Source organism: Vibrio sp. 1557 (assembly GCF_033340175.1).
GTDB classification, from domain to species: domain Bacteria; phylum Pseudomonadota; class Gammaproteobacteria; order Enterobacterales; family Vibrionaceae; genus Vibrio; species Vibrio alginolyticus.
In genome coordinates this window covers 37258-57180 of the sequence record NZ_JAWOVZ010000016.1, presented here as the reverse complement: position 1 = coordinate 57180, position 19923 = coordinate 37258, and the positions used below count along the sequence as shown (strand labels likewise).

Here is a 19923-nt window from a genome sequence, read left to right as displayed (position 1 = left end):
AAACAAGTGGCGAATATTAGAGATCGATCACACTTTTGTCTAGTACAAAAACTCTCCATTTTCAATCTGTTATTGACAATATCCCGACAGTATCGTCGGGATATTGTCGTTATGATAAATTATGATCACTTATGATGAGATACATTCACATTTAGGACGGTTTCAGCCTATTTTCTCAACGAATTGAGCTTAGCTTGAGCAAGGCCAAAAATGGTATCGATTGGATAAGAGCCTTCATCGGTTGGCTCACCAGCAACTTTCCCCGTAAACAATTCGATAGCTTCAGTAACATGGTCAATCGCCCAAATATTAAACTCGCCTTTTTCGACTGCTTTCACGATGTCGGAACGAAGCATTAGATTGTGAACATTAGAGCGCGGAATAATGACCCCCTGCCCGTCATGACGACCTTTAATTACACACACATCATAAAAGCCTTCGATCTTTTCGTTTACGCCACCAATAGGCTGAGCTTGACCAAATTGATTCATCGACCCTGTTATCGCAATGTCTTGTCGGTTTGGTTGCTTTGAAAAAGCAGACACAACCGCACATAACTCAGCCATGCTGGCACTATCACCATCAACACCACCATAAGATTGCTCAAAGGTAATGGTTGTAGTTAATGGCACTCGTGCCGTTTTACCAAATACGGAAGATAAGTAGGCAGACAAAATCATCACGCCCTTAGAGTGAATACTGCCCCCCAAATCCACGCTGCGCTCGATATCGATAACATCCCCATCACCGTAACACGTCGTCGCTGTGATGCGATTCGGTGCACCAAACATGTAGTCACTAGTGCTCAATACCGAAAGTGCGTTCACTTGGCCTACGGCTTCTCCTTCGGTGCGAATCAGCGTTGTGCCGTTAATAAAGGTTTCCATTACGTTATCGCGTAATCGGCTTACTCGCATTTCTTGGTTATTGAGCGCCTCTTCAACATGACCAATACGGATCATGTTAGAGTTGGCTTGACGAGCCACGTAGTTCGACTCTCGAAGCAAGTTGGCGATATTAGCCGAATGCAGAGATAGCTTGGATTGGTCGCCAGACAAACGTGAGCTGTATTCGATGATTCGAGCAATGGCTTTGCGATCGCAATGCAGCATATTGTTGTCATGCACCACGCTAGAGATAAAGCGCGCGTAATGCAGCTCAGACTCCGGCGTACGTTTCATTTCGTCTTCGAAATCTGCCGTCACACGGAACAACTCGCTGAACTCAGGATCGTAATGTTGGAGTAATTGGTAAGTTCGGTAATCACCAAATAAGATAATTTTGATATCAAGCGGAATCGGTTCAGGATCGAGTGATACCGCCCCCGTCAATGTGACTTCTTTTTCTAGAGACGTAAAACTCAATTGACGAGCACGCAATGCGCGCTTCAAACCATCCCAAACGTAAGGCTGTTCAAGTACTTTCTGAGCATCCATTAATAGAACGCCGCCATTCGCCTTATGCAAGCTCCCTGCGCGAATCAGCGAGAAGTCGGTAAACACCGTTCCCTTGAAAGTGGCAGTCTCAATCGACCCGAAGAGTGAATGATAGTTGGGATTTTCTTCAACAACGATAGGAAATTCGCTGCTTTTACGGCTTACCAAGACGTTCACTTTATAACGACGTGGCAATTTTTTATCCAAGGATGCCGTCGCAATTTCGCCTTGCTCGCCACTTTGGTCAAGGAAGATATCTGCGTTTTCAACAATATCTTTTTGCAGCTCAGTTAAGTAGGTTTTGATTTCGGAATATTGCGCGTAATCCACTTTGAGTTTTTTGATGAAGTGAGTAATCACATCAAGCGTCACTTCATCATTGAGCTTTTTGATTTTATCGCTGTATGTCTCTTCCCACTCCGTAAGCTCACGAACCATCGAGCGCAATCGCACTTCGAGTTCATCAATAGCATCGCTGAATTGCTCTTGTTCTTTTTTGCTTAGTACATCAAAAGACTCTTCCGTATGAAGCTCATCACCGTTCATGGCGACAAACTGATAATCCCCCTGCGTAGTCAGTGTTAGGCTGATGCCCTTTTCTTTTGCCTCTCGACTAATACGATCCAGCTCGTTTTGTTGCTTAGCTGCCAATTGATTTTTTAATCGCTCAGCGCGGCTAAAGTACATTTCATTGTCGAATGCTAGGGGTAAAGCATTCAATAATTTGCCCATTAAAGCTTCAATATCAACACGTAGTTTATTTCCGATACCACAAGGCAGCTTTAATACCTTTGGTGTACGGGTATCCTCAAAGTTCGCAACGTAACACCAATCAAACAGGGCTGCTGCATCGTGCTGGTGACGATTCAGATAGCGCAAGATCATGGTGCGTTTACCTAGCCCATTCTGACCAATGGCGTAGATGTTATACCCTTTCTCTTTGATGGACATCGCAAACTCGACCGCTTTTTGCGCGCGCTCTTGGCCCACGATTTCATCAATTGGAGGTAACTCCTTGGTCGACTTACATGGCATATTCTCTAGATCTGCTACAGAATATAGCTGCTTAGCTTCCAATCTTAGTATTGCCATATCCACTTCCTTTTTTCTTATTTTCGTTATTTGAGTGTAGAGATTATTTGCTTAATTTTAAGTGATTTACCTTCCACCCTAGATTGATTGGACATTTTATGAACACATAAGTGATATTAACACGCACTTGCAATTGATAATCAATTTCATTTAATATCTAAACAAATCAAATGTTGTGGAGATGGATATGAATATTGAGCAATGCTGGATGCGCTACTTAAAAGCGGAGCAACTGATGGAACAAGGCCATTGGCCAGAAGCTCATCGTTTATATGACGACGTGCTCAACAATCTACCCAACCACATTCATTTAGCGCTAGAAAATGCACAAACTAAACCTTGCCAGTTTGTATGTCTCATTACGGGGCTTAGAGATGCCAGCGTGACGCAATCAGAGATTCTCAACAAACTCGGCTTACAACATGATGCGTTCTCAATACTCAATCAAACTTACGCGCTATTTCAATTTTTGCAGCTAGAGAGCCATGAACTGATTGAGCGCGTAGGTCACCTACTTGGTCAACAGAGCGAAGACTTGTTAGCTCACATGGCGGCATTTTGCTCTGCCCAACGTAATGCTCAATGGATGATAGAACTCGAGCACGTAACGCGCGCGCATGAGCAGTTCTTACATTTGCAAGCAATGAGTTCGGCAAAAGCTTCGCCTTCTCACCTGTATAATTAATCTAAAGCTCAAGCATTGAGGCCAGCTAGGTTTGTACTGTCCATTGCTTAAGTATCATTTGCTTTATCAACCACAAGGATCTGTGATGTCTTCTAAAACCATTCTTTCGGTGAACAACCTATCAGTCAGCTTTACGACAAACGATGGGATCGTCGATGCAGTAAAGAATGTTAGCTTCGATTTAAAAGCAGGCGAGACGCTGTCCATCGTTGGCGAATCTGGCTCTGGCAAGTCAGTATCAACCAATGCACTGATGAAACTACTGCCAGACAACGCTATTTTGCATGAAAACTCATCCATCATGTTTGAGGGTAGCTCCATCTTGGATAAAACAGAGCGTGAAATGCAAAGTATTCGCGGTGATCGCATTGGCATGATTTTTCAAGAGCCGATGACCTCACTAAACCCGTACATGCGGGTGGGTATCCAAGTCGCTGAGGCCATCATGTGTCACCGCCCGGTCGACAGACGAACAGCAAAAGCAAAGGTGTTAGAGCTGTTTGAATTAGTTCATATGCCAAACCCAGAAAAAGCGTACAACAAGTACCCACACGAATTTTCTGGTGGTCAATTGCAACGCATCATGATTGCGATGGCACTGATTAACGAGCCCGATATTTTGATCGCCGACGAACCTACAACAGCGTTGGATGTCACGGTTCAAGCAGAAGTGTTGCACCTGATTAAAGAAATTCAGGCTCAGATGGGCATGGCAATCCTATTTATTACTCATGACTTAGGCGTCGTAAAACACTTTGCAGATCGTGTCATTGTGATGTGTAAAGGAGAAGTCGTCGAAGAAGGCGAAACGCAAATACTCTTCGAGGACCCAAAGCACGAATACACACGTATGCTAATCAACTCGATTCCTAAAGGCAGTAAGGAGCCTATTAGCGAAAGTGCTACACAGCTTTTAAAGGCCGACGATATACGAGTCAAATTCTTGGTAAAGTCGCATTTTATTGCGAGCAAGAATGAGTACTTCGAAGCGGTAAAAGGCATTTCTCTTGAGCTTAAACAAGGAGAGACCCTCGGGATCGTTGGGGAGTCCGGTTCAGGTAAGTCTACACTCGGCCGAGCTTTGATAGGTCTACTGCCCTCAACTGGCAAAATAGAATATAAAGGCCAAGATATAGCCTTGCTGACAAACAAAGAACGTTTTGAGCTGAAAAAAGACGTTCAGATGGTATTCCAAGACCCTTATGGTTCGCTTTCTCCTCGTATGACTATCGGCGAGATCATCACAGAAGGATTAACTGTCCACCAACCAATGTTGAGTAAAAAAGAACGTATGCAGAAAGCACGCGACGTGCTCCGTGAGGTCCGCTTAGATCCCGCGTCCATCAACCGTTATCCGCACGAGTTTTCAGGAGGCCAGCGTCAGCGTATTGCTATCGCGCGAGCACTGATCCTTGAACCTTCGTTTATTCTGCTTGATGAGCCAACCTCTGCATTAGACCGCTCGGTGCAACTGACAGTGATTGACCTTCTGAAAGATTTGCAGAAAAAACACAATATTGGCTACTTGTTTATTAGCCACGATCTATCAGTAGTTAAAGCACTCTCTGATCGTGTTCTAGTCATGCAAAAGGGCGAGGTCATGGAACAAGGTACGGCCGAAAAGATTTTCCAAAACCCTAAAAATGACTACACGAAAAAACTGATAGATGCCTCATTTGATCTTGAAAACAGTGAAAATCAGCACAATGCGGCTTAGGTTCATCACAGTTTCATATTCATAAACTAGGATTAAGAAAAGGTGATAAATTCATCTTGTCTTAAGAATGGCGTAGCTGCCTTTCGGTTTGGCCGCCGAGACTGGTTGGTTCAAGAGTCAGACTTAGTCAACCTGGCTCAAATACTGGCAAACAGTATGAATTGAGTTCCCCCAACCATGAAAAATGCCGCGACACTGTCGCGGCATTTTTTTATTCTCAGAAGTTTCTAACAACTAGGGCATTAAATCGACTCAATACCCATATTATGTAACGTAAATGCATACACGTCTGTGGTGAGGTCAATTTGCTTACTCAGCGGCATTCCTGCACCATGACCGGCATTAACATCAATGCGTATCAATACTGGATTAGCGCCTTGCTGCTTGTCTTGCAGCTCCGCAATAAATTTGTACGAATGTGCTGGCACAACTCGGTCGTCGTGATCAGCAGTTGTCACCAAGGTAGCAGGATATTGCACGCCTTCTTTTACATTGTGAACAGGAGAGTAACCAAGCAAGTATTGGAACATCGCTTCACTTTGCTCCGACGTGCCATAGTCATACTTCCAGCCTTCTCCAGAAGTAAACGTGTGATAACGCAGCATATCAAGCACGCCAACCGCAGGCAGCGCGACTTTGAATAGTTCAGGGCGTTGCGTCATACACGCTCCAACTAACAAACCACCATTAGAACCACCGCGAATCGCTAGGCGATCCGAGCTAGTGTAGTCGTTTTCAATCAGGTATTCCGCCGCCGCAATAAAGTCAACAAACACGTTTTGCTTTTGCTGCTGAGTGCCTGCGTTGTGCCAGGCTTTACCGTATTCACCGCCGCCTCGCATGTTGGCGACAGCGTATATACCACCCAACTCTAGCCAGTTGGCTACATTGCCAGAAAACATTGGAGTGAGGCTGATGTTAAAACCGCCGTAACCATACAACATGGTTGGTGCTCTACCATCAAGTGCAATGCCCTTCTTGTATGAAATGATCATAGGAACTTGCGTGCCGTCTTTTGAGGTATAAAACACCTGTTTTGATTCATACTCATTACGATCGAACGGTGCCTTTGATTCCTGAAACAGTGTCGATTCACCAGATTCGACATCAAATGAGAAGATCGTCGGAGGCGTCACGTAGTTAGTGAATGTGTAATAAAGTGTGGTTTCTTCTTTTTTACCCGCCAGACCATAAGCCGTGCCTTCTCCCGGCAATTGTACATCTCGAATCCACTCACCTTGGTAGTTAAACTGCTGCACTTTAGAAACCACATCTACCATATAAGTCGCAAACAGATAACCGCCACCTTTGCTGATTTCTAACGGCTGTTCTTGTTCAGCAATCACGTCAGCCCATTGTTCTGTCTGAGTGTTGTAGCTGACAACTTTGCCATTCGGCGCGTCTAGGTTGGTGTAAAGCAGCAAGGTTGCGTCTTGGCTATCAATTAAGTAGGTGTCGCCTTGCGTTGTATCGCGCAGCGTCACAATTGCTTGGGAGTCAGACTGTAAATCGATATAAAACAGACGATTACCCGATGTAGATTCTGCGCCAGAGATAATGAGGAAGCGATCATCTGTCGTCGTCGTACCAGACACATAACGATGAACTTGCGTATCCAACTCACCAAAAATCACTTTATCTTCAGATTGAGGGGTACCAAGTTCATGATAATAAAGCTTGTGATGCTCAGTTCGAGCAGACAACTCGCTGCCTTGCGGCTTATCGTAGCTTGAGTAATAGAAGCCTTTGCTGCCCAGCCAAGAAATCGACGTAAACTTCGCATCAACAATCTCAGGCTCTAACTGTTCTTTGGTTTCCGTATCAATGACAAAGATCTTACGCCAATCACTACCCCCTTCTGAGATGGAATACGCGACCAAACGGTAGTCTTTAGAGAAGCTGACTTCGCCAAGAGAGGTCGTGCCCTCTTCGGAGAAAGTATTTGGATCAAGGAAAACCTCGGCTTCTCCCTCGCCTTTACGTCGATACAATACGCTTTGGTTTTGCAAACCGTCGTTTTTGTAGAAGTAGGTGTAGTCACCACGTACAAATGGCTGGGAATATTTTTCGTAGTTTTGACTGTTCGCCACTAAGTCACGGATTTGTTGGCGGTACGGTATCTGACCAAGGAAATCGAAGGTGACCGAATTTTGACCCGAAACCCATTGTGCGGTTTCTTCACTGCGATCATCTTCTAACCAGCGATAAGGGTCGGCAATGTCGTGACCAAAATAAGTGTCCACGACAGAATCTTTACGTGTTTTTGGGTAATGCATAACGTCCGTGTTACTCCGTTGTTTTTATTAAGTTGTTTATCTTCAATCGTTTTATTGCGGTGATTACCTTAGAGCACCCAATTTTGATTTCAACGACATTGTTTTAAATCTATGAAGAACCTAGAAATAATGAGATATCGTTAAGTACCGGTCACGAATGTGCTCAATAAGCAGCTTCACTTTGTTCGGTGGTTGACGAGTAAACGGATACACCGCGTAGATACCCAACTTTTTACCTACTAGTTCAGGAAAAATATCCACCAGTTGGCCATTGCGAATATCATGATACACCAAGCATCGCGGGACGTAAGCTATACCATGGCCGCCCAGAGCGGCTTTACGTAATGCGGTCGCGTTATCAGTAGAAAAGCAGCCCGATACTTTGACGATGTAATTGCCATCTTCTCCTTTAAACTCCCAATCCGTTGCACCTGTGGTTTGGTAAGCGTATTGCAGACAATTGTGCGTGGTGAGATCAATCGGCTCGATCGGTTTCCCATTTTTAGCGATATATGAAGGGGACGCGCATACCACCCATTGGGAATCGAGAATATGTCGTGCGATCAAACTGGAGTCGGCTAGGTAGCCAGTTCGAATGACTAAATCGTAACCATCAGCCACTAAATCGACAAAGCGGTTATCCAATGACATGTCCACAGTCAGACCCGGATGAAGGTTACAAAACTCGGCAACAGCATCAGCAAGTATCAAATCTCCAGAGATACACGGCACGGACATTTTTATATGACCGCTCACATTCTCTCCAAAGCCTGCAACAGCATCCATAGCCTCCTGAGTGGCCTGCTTCACATTTTTAGCACTGTGGAGTAACACCTTACCTGCCTCAGTCAAGGTTAATTTGCGCGTTGTTCGATATAATAGCTGAGCCCCTATTTCTTCCTCCAACCTCGCCATTCTTTTGCTAACTACCGAATTTGTAAGGTTATTTGCCTCTGCAACCTTGCTAAAGCTGCCAAGTTCGATTACTTGAGAAAATAGAATTAAGTCGTCTGCTCTCATACCATTATGTCACTTTTGGAATTAATTATTTTCATTATTTCCCTATATCAACAAAAAATAAAGGAGTAAATTCACGCCAAATTAACAAAACCATTACAACAAAAAGTCACCTCTACAGCGGATTGACACCGTTCGAGAAGTCAGCGTACGAAGGATGTACAAATGAGTGAAACCCTACTTGCCCTAGTGGCATTTTCGCCAATTGTTGTTGCCGCCATCTTATTGGTTGGTCTCAACTGGCCTGCTAAAAAAGCCATGCCTGTTGCGTTCGGTCTAACCGTCGCTATCGCACTTATGTTTTGGGATATGTCAGCCAATCGCGTACTGGCCTCCGTATTCCAAGGACTCGGCATTACTGTCTCTGTTCTATGGATCGTGTTTGGTGCCATCTTCTTGCTCAACACTTTAAAACACACTGGAGCGATCACCACAATCCGTAATGGATTTACCGATATTTCGGCTGACCGCCGTGTACAAGCCATCATCATTGCTTGGTGCTTTGGCTCGTTCATTGAAGGCGCATCTGGGTTCGGTACCCCGGCAGCAATCGCTGCACCACTACTGGTTGCAATCGGCTTTCCTGCGCTAGCCGCTGTCCTTATGGGCATGATGATTCAGTCAACGCCTGTTTCATTCGGCGCGGTAGGCACGCCTATCATCGTAGGTGTAAACAAAGGTTTAGACACCCATAACATCAGTGAGTCGTTGGCCGCACAAGGTGCAACGTGGGAAATGTACCTGCAAGATATCACAGCGCACGTTGCTGTCATTCACGCAGTCGTAGGTACGATGATCCCAGTATTAATGGCGATGATGTTAACACGTTTCTTCGGCAAGAACAGAAGCTGGAGTGAAGGTCTGGATATTCTACCATTTGCACTATTCGCTGGTGTCTCTTTCACCGTTCCATACGCGTTAACCGGTGTTTTCTTAGGTGCAGAGTTCCCTTCACTTATCGGTGGTTTGGTTGGTCTGTCTATCGTTGTTACCGCAGCGAAAAAAGGCTTCTTAGTACCAAAGACTAAGTGGGATTTCGAAAGCGAAGACAAGTGGCCTGCAGAGTGGTTAGGCTCGCTAAAAGTCGATCTAAACGACAATCCGGGCAAGCCAATGAGCATCGTAAAAGCTTGGGTTCCATATGTAATGCTGGCAGTTATTCTCGTCGCAAGCCGCGTAAGCCCTGAGCTGAAAGGCTTTGTACAAAGCGTAAGTTTGTCGTTCAGCAACATTCTTGGTGAGACTGGCGTTAGCGCTGCGATTCAGCCGTTATACCTTCCTGGTGGCATTCTGGTGTTTGTCGCACTACTTGCTGCAATGTTACAAAGCGGCAGCGTAAAGCCATTGCGTGAAGCATTTGGCGAGTCAAGCAAAACACTGATTGGGGCGGGTTTTGTCTTGGTATTTACCATTCCGATGGTTCGTATCTTTATCAACTCAGGCATCAACGGTGCTGACCTAGCAAGTATGCCCGTCACAACCGCAAACTTCGCCTCTGACCTTGTTGGTTCTGCGTTCCCAGCGCTGAGTGCCACCGTTGGTGCACTGGGTGCGTTCATCGCTGGCTCAAACACGGTATCAAATATGATGTTCAGCCAGTTCCAATTCGAAGTGGCACAAACGTTGTCTATTTCGAGTGTGATTGTTGTATCACTCCAGGCCGTCGGTGCTGCCGCAGGTAACATGATTGCGATTCACAACGTTGTTGCCGCATCAGCCACGGTAGGTTTGCTTGGTCGAGAAGGCGCAACATTGCGTAAGACGATTATTCCTACGTTCTACTACATTGTAATGACAGGCATTATTGGATTGGTGCTGATTTATGGCTTCCAAATGACAGATGTCTTAATGAAGTAACGCGAAATGCAGGGTTTACAGCCCTGCCTAATTTGACACAGCTGTCTGCACTACTACCCCGACATGTTGATTTAGCTTGCTACATCAATTCCCCCGACAGCTGTGTCACCCTTTCCAGTTTGCATAACTGATTGAGTGATTTAACAAAATTTTTCAACCAATTATGTAAATGGGTTACCAACATCACCGATTCAAACGTAAGTGAACCATAGGTAACTATACTCATTTTGATGTCTTCACTGCTTTGCGATGAAGGCTCAACGAAAGAGCAAATTGCTCCACAACTTTGCTTAGAATAACCGCTAGGACACCATTATGATTATCTCAGCTTCTACTGACTACCGCGCTGCCGCGAAAGCCAAGCTTCCCCCGTTTCTATTCCATTATATTGATGGCGGCTCTTACGACGAACGCACGCTGAAGCGTAATACTGACGATTTAGGTGATGTCGCTCTTCGCCAACGCGTCCTACGCGATATGACAGATTTGAGCCTCGAAACCGAGCTCTTCGGTGAGAAACTGGCAATGCCAATCGCGCTAGCTCCTGTTGGTCTAACTGGTATGTACGCGCGCCGAGGCGAGGTGCAAGCAGCAAAAGCAGCCGAGAAAAAAGGCATCCCATTTACTATGTCGACTGTTTCGGTTTGTCCGATTGAAGAAGTCGCACCTGCAATTGAACGTCCAATGTGGTTCCAGCTTTACGTGCTTAAAGATCGTGGCTTTATGAAAAACGTACTTGAGCGTGCAAAAGCAGCAGGCGTAACAACGCTGGTGTTTACCGTTGATATGCCAGTTCCTGGCGCACGTTACCGTGACATGCACTCAGGTATGAGTGGCCCTAACGCGGCCATGCGTCGTGTATTCCAGGCGATGCGCCACCCAAGCTGGGCGCTGGATGTGGGTCTACTTGGTAAACCGCACGACTTAGGTAACATCTCAACTTATCGTGGCGAACCAACAAAGCTAGAAGATTACATCGGCTGGTTAGGCGCAAACTTCGACCCTTCTATCTCCTGGAAAGATCTTGAGTGGATTCGTGATTTTTGGGATGGCCCAATGGTTATCAAAGGCATTCTAGATGAAGAAGACGCGAAAGATGCGGTACGTTTCGGCGCAGATGGCATTGTGGTATCTAACCATGGTGGCCGTCAGTTAGATGGCGTACTTTCAAGTGCTAAAGCACTACCAAGCATTGCGGATGCGGTAAAAGGTGATCTTAAGATCTTCGTAGACTCTGGTATTCGTACTGGTCTTGATGTCGTTCGTATGCTCGCACTTGGTGCAGACTGTACGCTTCTTGGCCGTTCATTTGTGTACGCATTGGCAGCACAAGGCGGAGCAGGCGTTGAAAATCTACTGGATCTGTACGATAAAGAAATGCGTGTAGCAATGACGCTGACTGGCGCTAAGTCTATCGCGGATCTTTCACACGATTCGCTAGTGAAAATCCCATAATCTTTGCAATCGAGCAAAACAGAAACGAAAAAACGAGCCAACAGTGGCTCGTTTTTTATTGCTCTTCAACCCGATAATTTGACGAGCAAGCTAGCTAACTTGGTGAACGTACTCGATCACGACTTGGTTTCCGTCGATAAACACGTTACTGATATCACCATCCACCGTCACACGATTTTGTAAATAAACGGTACCAGATGCAGATAGATCACGCTCCGTCAAAGACGGAATCACCTGACCAGGACGTACATGTAGCTGCTCGCATAGCTGTTTTACAAAACCTAGCGTCAGTGGAGAATTACCACGTAACAAGCCAGAAAACTCGTGTAGACTCAAACCAAGGCGCTTCGCCATTTCCATTTGAGTGATGTGCATTTTGGCTTTTTGTGACATCCAGATGTCGTAGAGCGCGTTTCGATCCAGCTCTGTAAATTCCATATCTGCCTCCGCTAATTCAAGAGCCAATACACTCTCACACTTACTTAAGATAAATGTTAGCGATAAGTCAGAGAAGTTATAATTGATCGTCCAAATATCAACCCTCAATCATTGGTAGCGTACCTCTGAACATGCATGAAGCGGTCGCTCAACAGAACATTGAGGTGACTCTCTTGTCATCGGAAGGAAAAGTCCATCTCGGACGGTTTAGACATAAGTAAATGATTTAAAGGAAATCACTGGGGTGAAGGAGTAATATCTGCTACCTTTCCTTCCATGGTTCACTAGAAATAAGTTACATATGCCACAGTGGTTTACCGAATTACAAAGCTACATTGAAACGTCTCATCAAAATTGGAGTGGGAGCGTCCTTTTCATTACGCTCGCTAGCTTTATAGCTTGGATAGCTTGGCGGCTGATCCGCTCTCGCCTCGCTGCGCTCGTAGAGAAAACACCCTTCCACTGGGATGACATGTTGCTTGATGCGCTAAAAGCGCCAGTCAGTACACTCATTTGGTGTTGGCCAGCAACCGTCTCTATCGGCATCATATTAGAGAGCGAGCTCAACGATAAAATAAACTGGTTAAGTACGCTGAAACTGATTTTAATCATCAGCATCTTCGTATGGACCGTTATGCGGCTCATTACCAATGTTGAAGAGCATGTTCTCGAACAAAAGAACCGAGATGAAACAACAGTACAAGCGATAGCTAAGGTCGCGCGCCTGTTCTTTATTACCGTCGGAATTCTAACCGTAATGCAGGCATTTGGTCTGTCACTATCGGGCCTACTTACCTTCGGTGGTGTTGGTGGTTTGATCGTCGGTTTAGCGGCGAAGGATTTGCTGTCTAACTTTTTTGGAGGTCTTATGATCTACTTCGATCGTCCATTTAAAGTTGGCGATTGGATCCGTTCTCCAGACCGACAAATAGAGGGGACGGTAGAACGCATTGGCTGGCGTATGACCATTATCCGAACTTTCGATAAGCGTCCACTGTATGTGCCAAACTCAGTGTTTAGCAGCATTGTCGTAGAAAACCCATCTCGCATGCTGAACCGACGCATCTACGAAAAAATTGGACTTCGTTACGACGATGCAGAAAAAATGCCGCAAATTATCACCGCGGTAAAAGAAATGCTGAAAAATCACAAAGACATTGATGCACGCCAAACACTTATCGTCAACTTCGATACATTCGGTCCATCATCGTTGCACTTCTTTATCTATACCTTTACTAAAACCGTAAATTGGGTGAGATACCATGAGGTTAAGCAGGACATACTGCTTAAGGTAATCAACATCATTAAAGAACACGATGCAGATATCGCGTTCCCTACTCAGACGCTTAAGCTTGATCCTATACAAATGGTAAAAGCGGAAGAGCAAGAAGATCACGGCTTCTAGTTCTCACCAATACCCAAATAATCAAGCCCGCTGTGTTTAAGCGGGCTTTTTATTTTTCTTCGCATGAAGTGGTTATTGTTGCGTTAACACCATACGTGCATTCAGCGGTTGGATTGGGCGATTGTTTTTCCCCATGACTTCCGAAAAAGATTTTATCTGCTCAGGAGAAATAGTTTGTGCTTCTTTCATCACCAACCAACGCACACCTTCAGAGCATGGTGGTGTCGTTAGTGAGCCGTTAAAGCGGTAGTAGTCTTTATCACTTGGGATAAGGGCATCCGCATCAAATGGAACCTTGATGGTAACATCTTGATCTTTAGTTGGAATGTTAGCTAGCATCTTAGCTAGATCTGGGTTCGCGCCACCCAGTTTAAAGAACACCGCGACAACAGCTAGATGACCTACTTTGTCGGCATGCACAAAGTGTACTTCTAGTGGGTATTCTTTACCATCCACATGGTTTTCAGATGGCGTATGGAAGTGGAACTGTTTCAACGTAAACTCTTTACCATCAATGGTGAGTGTGTTTTTGCCTTCTAAACCAATTTGTAAAGTGTGACCGTTGTTCAGCAGTGAAATTGCCTTACCTTCGTAGTCGAAATTCAATTTTTCTAGCTTCGCTTCGGTCGCCGATTCAATGTTGATTGGGCTCTGGTTTTGACCTTTCGCGCACTCAGATGCAAACTCACCCCAATGAGCAGGTCCATGGTTTCCCTCGTAGCCCCAGCTTGCTGCATAAGCTGTTCCTGTAAATACCAGTGCCAAACCTAATGTTGTTAGTGACTTCTTCATCATTTTCCTTATTTCTGAAAGTTAAATTCCGTGAGAATAAAGCCATACTAATCTCACAAAATTAAGCAGTGACAGAGTGAAAACTATGATTACAAAAGATTTTTGGAATAGAAGCCTCTAATGATGTAATTGACATGATGCTCAAAATTGAACGTCAACGATTATTGAGTCGGTGTAAGTACCTGCAGGAGGGGTCGTTTGGCTGGTTAGTATCTGCGCGCGATAATTATAATTCTGTGGAGTGATACCATCAGGAATAGAGCCGCCAGTATCGACGTCACTGTGTTCACGACGTTCAGAACTGGTTCCTCCCCAGCGATCCATCGATGATGACTTATAGATTTCATACTCCAAATAGTGACCACTAGAAATCATTCGCCGCTGACCGCCGGACGCATTTAGGCCGTCATTCAAGCCAATGGAGAAGGAACTATTCTTGGTACAAGTTAACGATATAACCTGACTGACTGGCTCAAAACCGGCCACTAATGGGGACGAACCAAAATCAATATCTGGCGCCGTGATCATACAATCAGGGGTCACTTCCAACTCAACCGTAATCACGCTTTGAGCGCTGCCATTGGCGCGGCCAATGCATACTCCTAGAACCCCGATACCCTTACAGTAATCCCAAATCCAGGATACGGTGATTTGGTCTTTATAAGTCCCAGCGGAAAGATTACTGCCCACTCCCGTCCGAGCATAAAGCGGAAACTCAGCTTGAGTGCCAAACAACCCGAGTAAATCGAGTAACCCAATTTCAAAAAAATTGTAAGTTTGGCCGAATACATACTCTTGTGAAAGACCTGGATCGCCAAAAATCTGATAGCTGAGCTCCGAACTCGGATCATCCTCATTTAATAGCAAACCATTATTTATACTGTTAAACGTTGCTGATACGTAGTCGCCACTTAACAAAGACACAAGTGTAGAAAAGTCACACGTAATCCCCGCATGAGGCTGAGCTGAGCTTTGCTGCTGAGAGCTTGAAACAGTAAACGAAGAAACATTGCCAAACAAGATTAAAGGTGTTGCCGCCGTGAGCTGACAAGCCATTGTCGAGAACGAGAAAAAGAGAAGTAGGCTAGCAAGCCAGCGGCGCAAAATCATAGTGCGGTCTCTTCTTCGGCTTTGATACAAACCTGCTCAGGCAATGTTTGTATTTTTTGACTCTCACGCTGATACAACCCCTCAATAAACACTTTACATGGCGGCTGTCCTTGAGGATAAAACTGAATGTAGCGGCCTGGGTCAACACCTTCAAAGTAGGTAAAACCATCCCAACCAATTTGGCTTGTTAAGCCCGTTTCTGAGCGGCCATATGTACCAATCGGAAGGAACAAATGATTTTCGTCTACCACCGTCATGCTCAGTGCAATTTGTAGCTCTATTGGGAACTCTAACAGGTAGCCGTAGCCCGAATGTATCGAAGCAAACTGCTCTGTTGCAGAAAACGCAGCATTGGCAGGTAAATTAAGTGGATCGATTTCATATTTGGCGGTGTAATACGCCGTAGCCCAAGGAACAAGTAAGTAACCTTCATCGTCTGTCACTCCGACAATTTGATTTTCATATTTAACCGGAATACCTTCAAAACCACTGGTGCTCACCACAGCGAAGCTGTCATACACTTCATTCGCCGGGAATATTTCTCCATCCAACGTAGAGACCGAACCTGCCATTTCCGCAAAATAATCATAGTCGCCACTGGTGCCATTTAACCCCGCTCTGAACTGCGCCCATGACGCACGGTAGGTCAAATCAGCCTGTTTACGGTTTTCTGGGTGTTCGTTAATATCATGCGCTAAATTGACGCCCCACCCACCTCGTATTGGCGCAAGGCGGCTGTAACCCACTCGCCCTCGCACATCGCCATCATCCTCTCTTTTCAGCGTTAGCCCCGAACTTCCCCCCAAAGAACTGAAAGGTAGAGAGAATTGCGCCAACGTAACACTCTGACCACCAATACTATGGTTGTAAGACAGGGACATATTGATATTAAAAGGCAGAGCGTAGCTATAAGTAAGATTTAGGGTACGTGAATCTGAGTCGGATTGTTGAATATCAAAGTACCCACCAGAAAGTGAGCCCCAATCTCCCAAACGGACTCCCATATTGATTTGTGATAGATGGCGCGACGCGAGTGAAGCGTCCTTGCCGTCATCGAGCATTTCGTAATTTGGTAAATGAGATAAGGTATAAAAGTCGGCTTGTTCTACTTGAGTTCGAGCAGCGAAGCTAAACCGCCGAGACTGATAACTATAACCTAGCGCATATGAGGTAGATTGATCCTGAAAATTACTCACGCGAAACGAGGCATCCACCGTACCTAAATTGAAAGCATTGGTGACAAAGCCCAGCCCCGCAACGATCAGGTCATCTTTTGCTTCGGCTTGAGCTTCTAATGTTAACCAATCAGTCATGCCATGACGCAGAGCGGTAACCACGCCACCGTCTCCATAGTCGTTAGATGCATTACCGAAATTTTCTCTGATCGCACCAATACTCGCACTGTAAGATGTAAATCCGGTCTTCAGTAGATCGGAAGAGAGAAAAAATGGGCTGGTCATGACCGTTTGCTTACCTTGAGCATCCGTTGCAATTACCGTTGCTTCCCCAGCACCAGAGAGCATTGGAATATCGTTAATAATGAAAGGACCGGGCCCAACATTCATTGAGTCAGTTTTAAAGCCATTGATAAACAAATCTAACGTAGTGGGCGCTGTGACCTCACCGTAAAATGCAGGTAACGGCGTCGTCACGACATCCGGACGCATAGAGAAATCATGCGACAACTGAATACCCGCCAGTCTTACTGGTTGGCTCCAAGATAAAGGGCGAACAATATAGTCCCCTACCTCCATACGAATTCGCTTCTCTTGATTGACGTACTCGTAACTCGTATCAAAACGAGTGTACTGGCTGCTTTGCTGGGACTGAACATCGCGATGAAAGTTAGATTTAAATATCCCGGTAGTAGAAAAAACGCCAAACTCAGAAAAGGCTCTGACTTCATGATTTATAGAAACCTCCTTTTGTCGGTTTTCGTTCTCGTACACACCAAATACGTTGTAGTTAAGCAGGCCACCACGCCCAAACTGAGCCGGGGAAAATCGCCCCATATCCTGCGCTGATAAGCTCTGCATCGGTAACCAATTAGGCGGTACGTCAATTGCAAGTTGCAATGACGATTGCAAGTAACGCACGTTAACACCTGGGATAGACGTAACCTCAAGTCTCTCTTCGGTTCCAGGCAACGACGTGGCGGTAACCCCAACTGAAATGAGGTCCTCCCGGAGCAAAAAGAACTGATCGCCAACTCGCTCAACTTTCGCAACAAGCCCTGTTGCTCTTTGATTGATCACCAACTCCAGATTGAGGCTAATATTCTCAAACTTTTCTAAAGAGAAATTTTCAGGACTCGGTAGCTCAGAGAAGTGGTTTGCTGAATTTGCACAGAGACCAATACTGCTCCACGTTACGCTAAGTAATACCAACCAAAAGAAAGCATTCATTGTATTAAATCTATTCATTATTGCTTCAATGGTATTTGGTAACGTTTACCTCCAATATTCGCGCTCAAACTCAAGGGTCTGACATTACTATGGGGAATAGACCAAACCTTATACTGTTCAGGAAGAATATAGCCAGCTAGTCCATCGGAAATAACGACAGGATCTTTATTTGGTAGATTCAACTGTAAATTCACTAAGCGAACATGGTGTTTTCCTGAATTTTTAATGTGAACAAAACGCTGATTATTTTTCTTAATAAACTGTGCCTGTAAATCACCCCATAATTCACTGTCACGGTTTGGTTTTTGAGTATCAGTCAGCCCTTTCCCGTAAATAAACAAAGGTATCGAGTAACGCATTCGGACTTTTACAGCGAGTTCATTTTCCGTCAATTCTGTTTGAGGGTTTTGAGTTGGCGGTAATTCATCTATGATCACTCGGTATGCATACTCCTTACCCGCAGAGGCCTCATCTTGGTTGATGATGCGGATTAACTGCTTTTCACCTGGTTCAATTTTGACAAACGGAGGAGTTGCAATTAACTGGCTTTGACTTGAATAGCTATCTTCTCCTTCGTTTTGTTCCCACTTAAAAATTCTCACTTGCAAATAAGAATCAGCACTGCCTTTATTCACCATCCAAAGTGACGTTGCATTACTCTCCTCTGATATTTTGGGGTAAATCGGCCAAATTAATAATGAGTTAGCATTGGCATTTGAGAAAAAAACAAAAAGGAAGGTTATTAATAATAGTTTTTTGAGTATGAATTCCATTTCACCCCTCCAAAGTTCACTTACCACTCTAATGTCAGCGTAAGCGTATCCATATAAATTCCAGCCATTTCATTCCCATTTATTGTCGCCTTTGCCCAGATAGGAAACTGAATATTATCTGGGTCTTGGTCGGTATCGACGGAGTATTGCGTGTCAATATCAAGCACCTGCGTATAATTTAGATCTTGAAACAAAAAGTAATCTACCGTTGTCGCTTCTTCACTGTGCTTTAGCTTACGTACACCGTCCAATGCATTCATCCCGCCATTTACGGAAACATTCATCGTAATACCCGGAGTACAACTTAATGTGAGTGATGAACTGTAAGTGATGCTGCCTTGTACTTCCGTCGCGTAAACTGAAGAATGCTCACCAAAATCTAACGTGCCTATTTGCCCGGCTTGGGTTGCGCTTTCTTCTTGTACTGCGCCGTTAATCAAACAACCTGTATCTACGGTGGCAGACACCTGAAAAGTTTGTGTCGCATCAGCCAGCACAGTTAAAGAACACAAACTCATCGCGACAAGTGAAAAGCCCCTAACAACCAGCGTCACGTTTTACCAGCTTAGCGTCACACTGATGGTATCGGAGTATGTGCCGGCAATGCTGCTCGTACCGTAAGCTTTCGCAAAAAGCTCAATAGTTTGCGATGTTGCACTAGTAAATTCAGACAGAGCTACCGTCCCGCCTTGTATAATTTGTGTGCTTCGGTCTGAATCGGTAAACAACGTATAATCAATAAATTGCGCGCCATTTGACATCGCGTAGGTACCAACGGTCGCACTTGCATCATACAATCCGGTGCCCAATGTAAACGTCGGTGTCACACCGTTACTACAAAGCACTTCAATACCCGTCGCACTACCACCATTTACCACACCATCTTGTTCACTGAAGATTGCAGGCACGTCTCCAAAGGCAAGTGAGCCAAAGCCAACGCCAGAAGCTGCATCTACCGCATTATTTCCATTAATCACACAACCTTGTACAAGGTTAATTGAAACATCAATCGTACCGCTCACTGACGCTCCATTCGCTTGCCAACTAAATGAGGTTAAGAGCAGAGGCATCATCAGATAAAATCTTTTCATATAAAGCTCCATTTTTACATTCCACTGTATATCGGTAACCTTTTTATTAGTTATAGCTCAATTATGACAAACCAAATGCATATAAAATATAAAACAATAAAAAGAAGCAGGATAAGGATAAAGACGAACAGAAAATAAAAACATTAAACTTAAAAATGACGATTTTTAAGCATGTAATGCTAAAAAATAACCACTAAAAACAAATGGTTATTATCTTATTCCAAATACAGAATTGACAATTAGTTAGAAGGTAGGGTGAAGTTGAGTGGAAAAAATCTAAAAAAAGTAGCAGAACGATACGAGAAGTTTAGAAAAGATTGGCGACCATTTCTTCCCGAAACAAAAATCTTCATGAAACAAAAATGCGCCCCAAA

Annotated in this window: 15 protein-coding genes; 5 read left to right on the top strand and 10 right to left on the bottom strand. The window is 44.7% G+C overall.

What is annotated here, in order from left to right:
- Nucleotides 1-167: 167 nt before the first annotated feature.
- Nucleotides 168-2528: a Lon protease family protein gene (locus R7070_RS17375; protein ID WP_005375118.1), complete on the bottom strand. Its 2361-nt coding sequence runs from the start codon at nucleotides 2526-2528 to the stop codon at nucleotides 168-170.
- 187 nt (nucleotides 2529-2715) lie between these two features.
- On the opposite strand from R7070_RS17375, the gene R7070_RS17370 reads away from it, so the two are divergent.
- Together R7070_RS17370 and R7070_RS17365 are read left to right on the top strand one after the other, a co-directional pair.
- Nucleotides 2716-3213 carry a hypothetical protein gene (locus tag R7070_RS17370; RefSeq protein WP_017635485.1) on the top strand — a complete coding sequence of 166 codons (498 nt, stop codon included), beginning with the start codon at nucleotides 2716-2718 and terminating at the stop codon, nucleotides 3211-3213.
- A gap of 85 nt (nucleotides 3214-3298) precedes the next feature.
- Nucleotides 3299-4930, top strand: coding sequence for an ABC transporter ATP-binding protein (locus R7070_RS17365; protein ID WP_238966356.1), 1632 nt, complete (start codon nucleotides 3299-3301; stop codon nucleotides 4928-4930).
- A 242-nt stretch (nucleotides 4931-5172) separates the two neighbouring features.
- Here R7070_RS17365 and R7070_RS17360 read toward each other — a convergent pair whose 3' ends face one another.
- Both R7070_RS17360 and R7070_RS17355 read right to left on the bottom strand, forming a co-directional pair.
- Nucleotides 5173-7206: a prolyl oligopeptidase family serine peptidase gene (locus R7070_RS17360; protein WP_318141264.1), complete on the bottom strand. Its 2034-nt coding sequence runs from the start codon at nucleotides 7204-7206 to the stop codon at nucleotides 5173-5175.
- A 120-nt stretch (nucleotides 7207-7326) separates the two neighbouring features.
- Nucleotides 7327-8226 (bottom strand): LysR family transcriptional regulator, encoded by a 900-nt coding sequence (locus tag R7070_RS17355; protein ID WP_005375112.1) that lies wholly within the window; start codon nucleotides 8224-8226, stop codon nucleotides 7327-7329.
- Nucleotides 8227-8388: 162 nt separating this feature from the next.
- On the opposite strand from R7070_RS17355, the gene R7070_RS17350 reads away from it, so the two are divergent.
- Together R7070_RS17350 and lldD are read left to right on the top strand one after the other, a co-directional pair.
- Nucleotides 8389-10080 (top strand): L-lactate permease, encoded by a 1692-nt coding sequence (locus tag R7070_RS17350; protein ID WP_005375111.1) that lies wholly within the window; start codon nucleotides 8389-8391, stop codon nucleotides 10078-10080.
- 315 nt (nucleotides 10081-10395) lie between these two features.
- Nucleotides 10396-11535: an FMN-dependent L-lactate dehydrogenase LldD gene (lldD, locus tag R7070_RS17345; RefSeq protein WP_033906713.1), complete on the top strand. Its 1140-nt coding sequence runs from the start codon at nucleotides 10396-10398 to the stop codon at nucleotides 11533-11535.
- Between the two features lie 90 nt (nucleotides 11536-11625).
- On the opposite strand, the gene R7070_RS17340 is transcribed toward lldD, so the two are convergent.
- Nucleotides 11626-11973: a helix-turn-helix domain-containing protein gene (locus tag R7070_RS17340; protein ID WP_005375109.1), complete on the bottom strand. Its 348-nt coding sequence runs from the start codon at nucleotides 11971-11973 to the stop codon at nucleotides 11626-11628.
- A gap of 301 nt (nucleotides 11974-12274) precedes the next feature.
- On the opposite strand from R7070_RS17340, the gene R7070_RS17335 reads away from it, so the two are divergent.
- Entirely contained in the window at nucleotides 12275-13378 is a 1104-nt protein-coding gene (locus tag R7070_RS17335) for a mechanosensitive ion channel family protein (RefSeq protein ID WP_005375107.1), read from the top strand.
- Between the two features lie 72 nt (nucleotides 13379-13450).
- Here R7070_RS17335 and R7070_RS17330 read toward each other — a convergent pair whose 3' ends face one another.
- The 6 genes from R7070_RS17330 to R7070_RS17305 all read right to left on the bottom strand — a co-directional run bounded on the left by R7070_RS17330 (nucleotide 13451) and on the right by R7070_RS17305 (nucleotide 19561).
- Complete coding sequence (locus R7070_RS17330; protein ID WP_017820518.1) at nucleotides 13451-14170, bottom strand: carbonic anhydrase; 720 nt, start codon at nucleotides 14168-14170, stop codon at nucleotides 13451-13453.
- A gap of 141 nt (nucleotides 14171-14311) precedes the next feature.
- Nucleotides 14312-15280, bottom strand: a complete 969-nt coding sequence (locus R7070_RS17325; protein ID WP_047102359.1) for a spore coat U domain-containing protein — start codon at nucleotides 15278-15280, stop codon at nucleotides 14312-14314.
- Nucleotides 15277-17703, bottom strand: coding sequence for a fimbria/pilus outer membrane usher protein (locus R7070_RS17320; RefSeq protein WP_411912990.1), 2427 nt, complete (start codon nucleotides 17701-17703; stop codon nucleotides 15277-15279). The genes R7070_RS17325 and R7070_RS17320 overlap by 4 nt, the downstream gene beginning before the upstream one ends.
- Entirely contained in the window at nucleotides 17703-18458 is a 756-nt protein-coding gene (locus R7070_RS17315) for a molecular chaperone (RefSeq protein WP_053303865.1), read from the bottom strand. Before R7070_RS17315 ends, R7070_RS17320 begins: the two co-directional genes overlap by 1 nt.
- Nucleotides 18459-18478: 20 nt before the next feature.
- Nucleotides 18479-18976 (bottom strand): spore coat U domain-containing protein, encoded by a 498-nt coding sequence (locus tag R7070_RS17310; protein WP_017635493.1) that lies wholly within the window; start codon nucleotides 18974-18976, stop codon nucleotides 18479-18481.
- A 39-nt stretch (nucleotides 18977-19015) separates the two neighbouring features.
- Nucleotides 19016-19561 (bottom strand): spore coat U domain-containing protein, encoded by a 546-nt coding sequence (locus R7070_RS17305; RefSeq protein WP_021035866.1) that lies wholly within the window; start codon nucleotides 19559-19561, stop codon nucleotides 19016-19018.
- Between the last annotated feature and the right edge of the window lie 362 nt (nucleotides 19562-19923).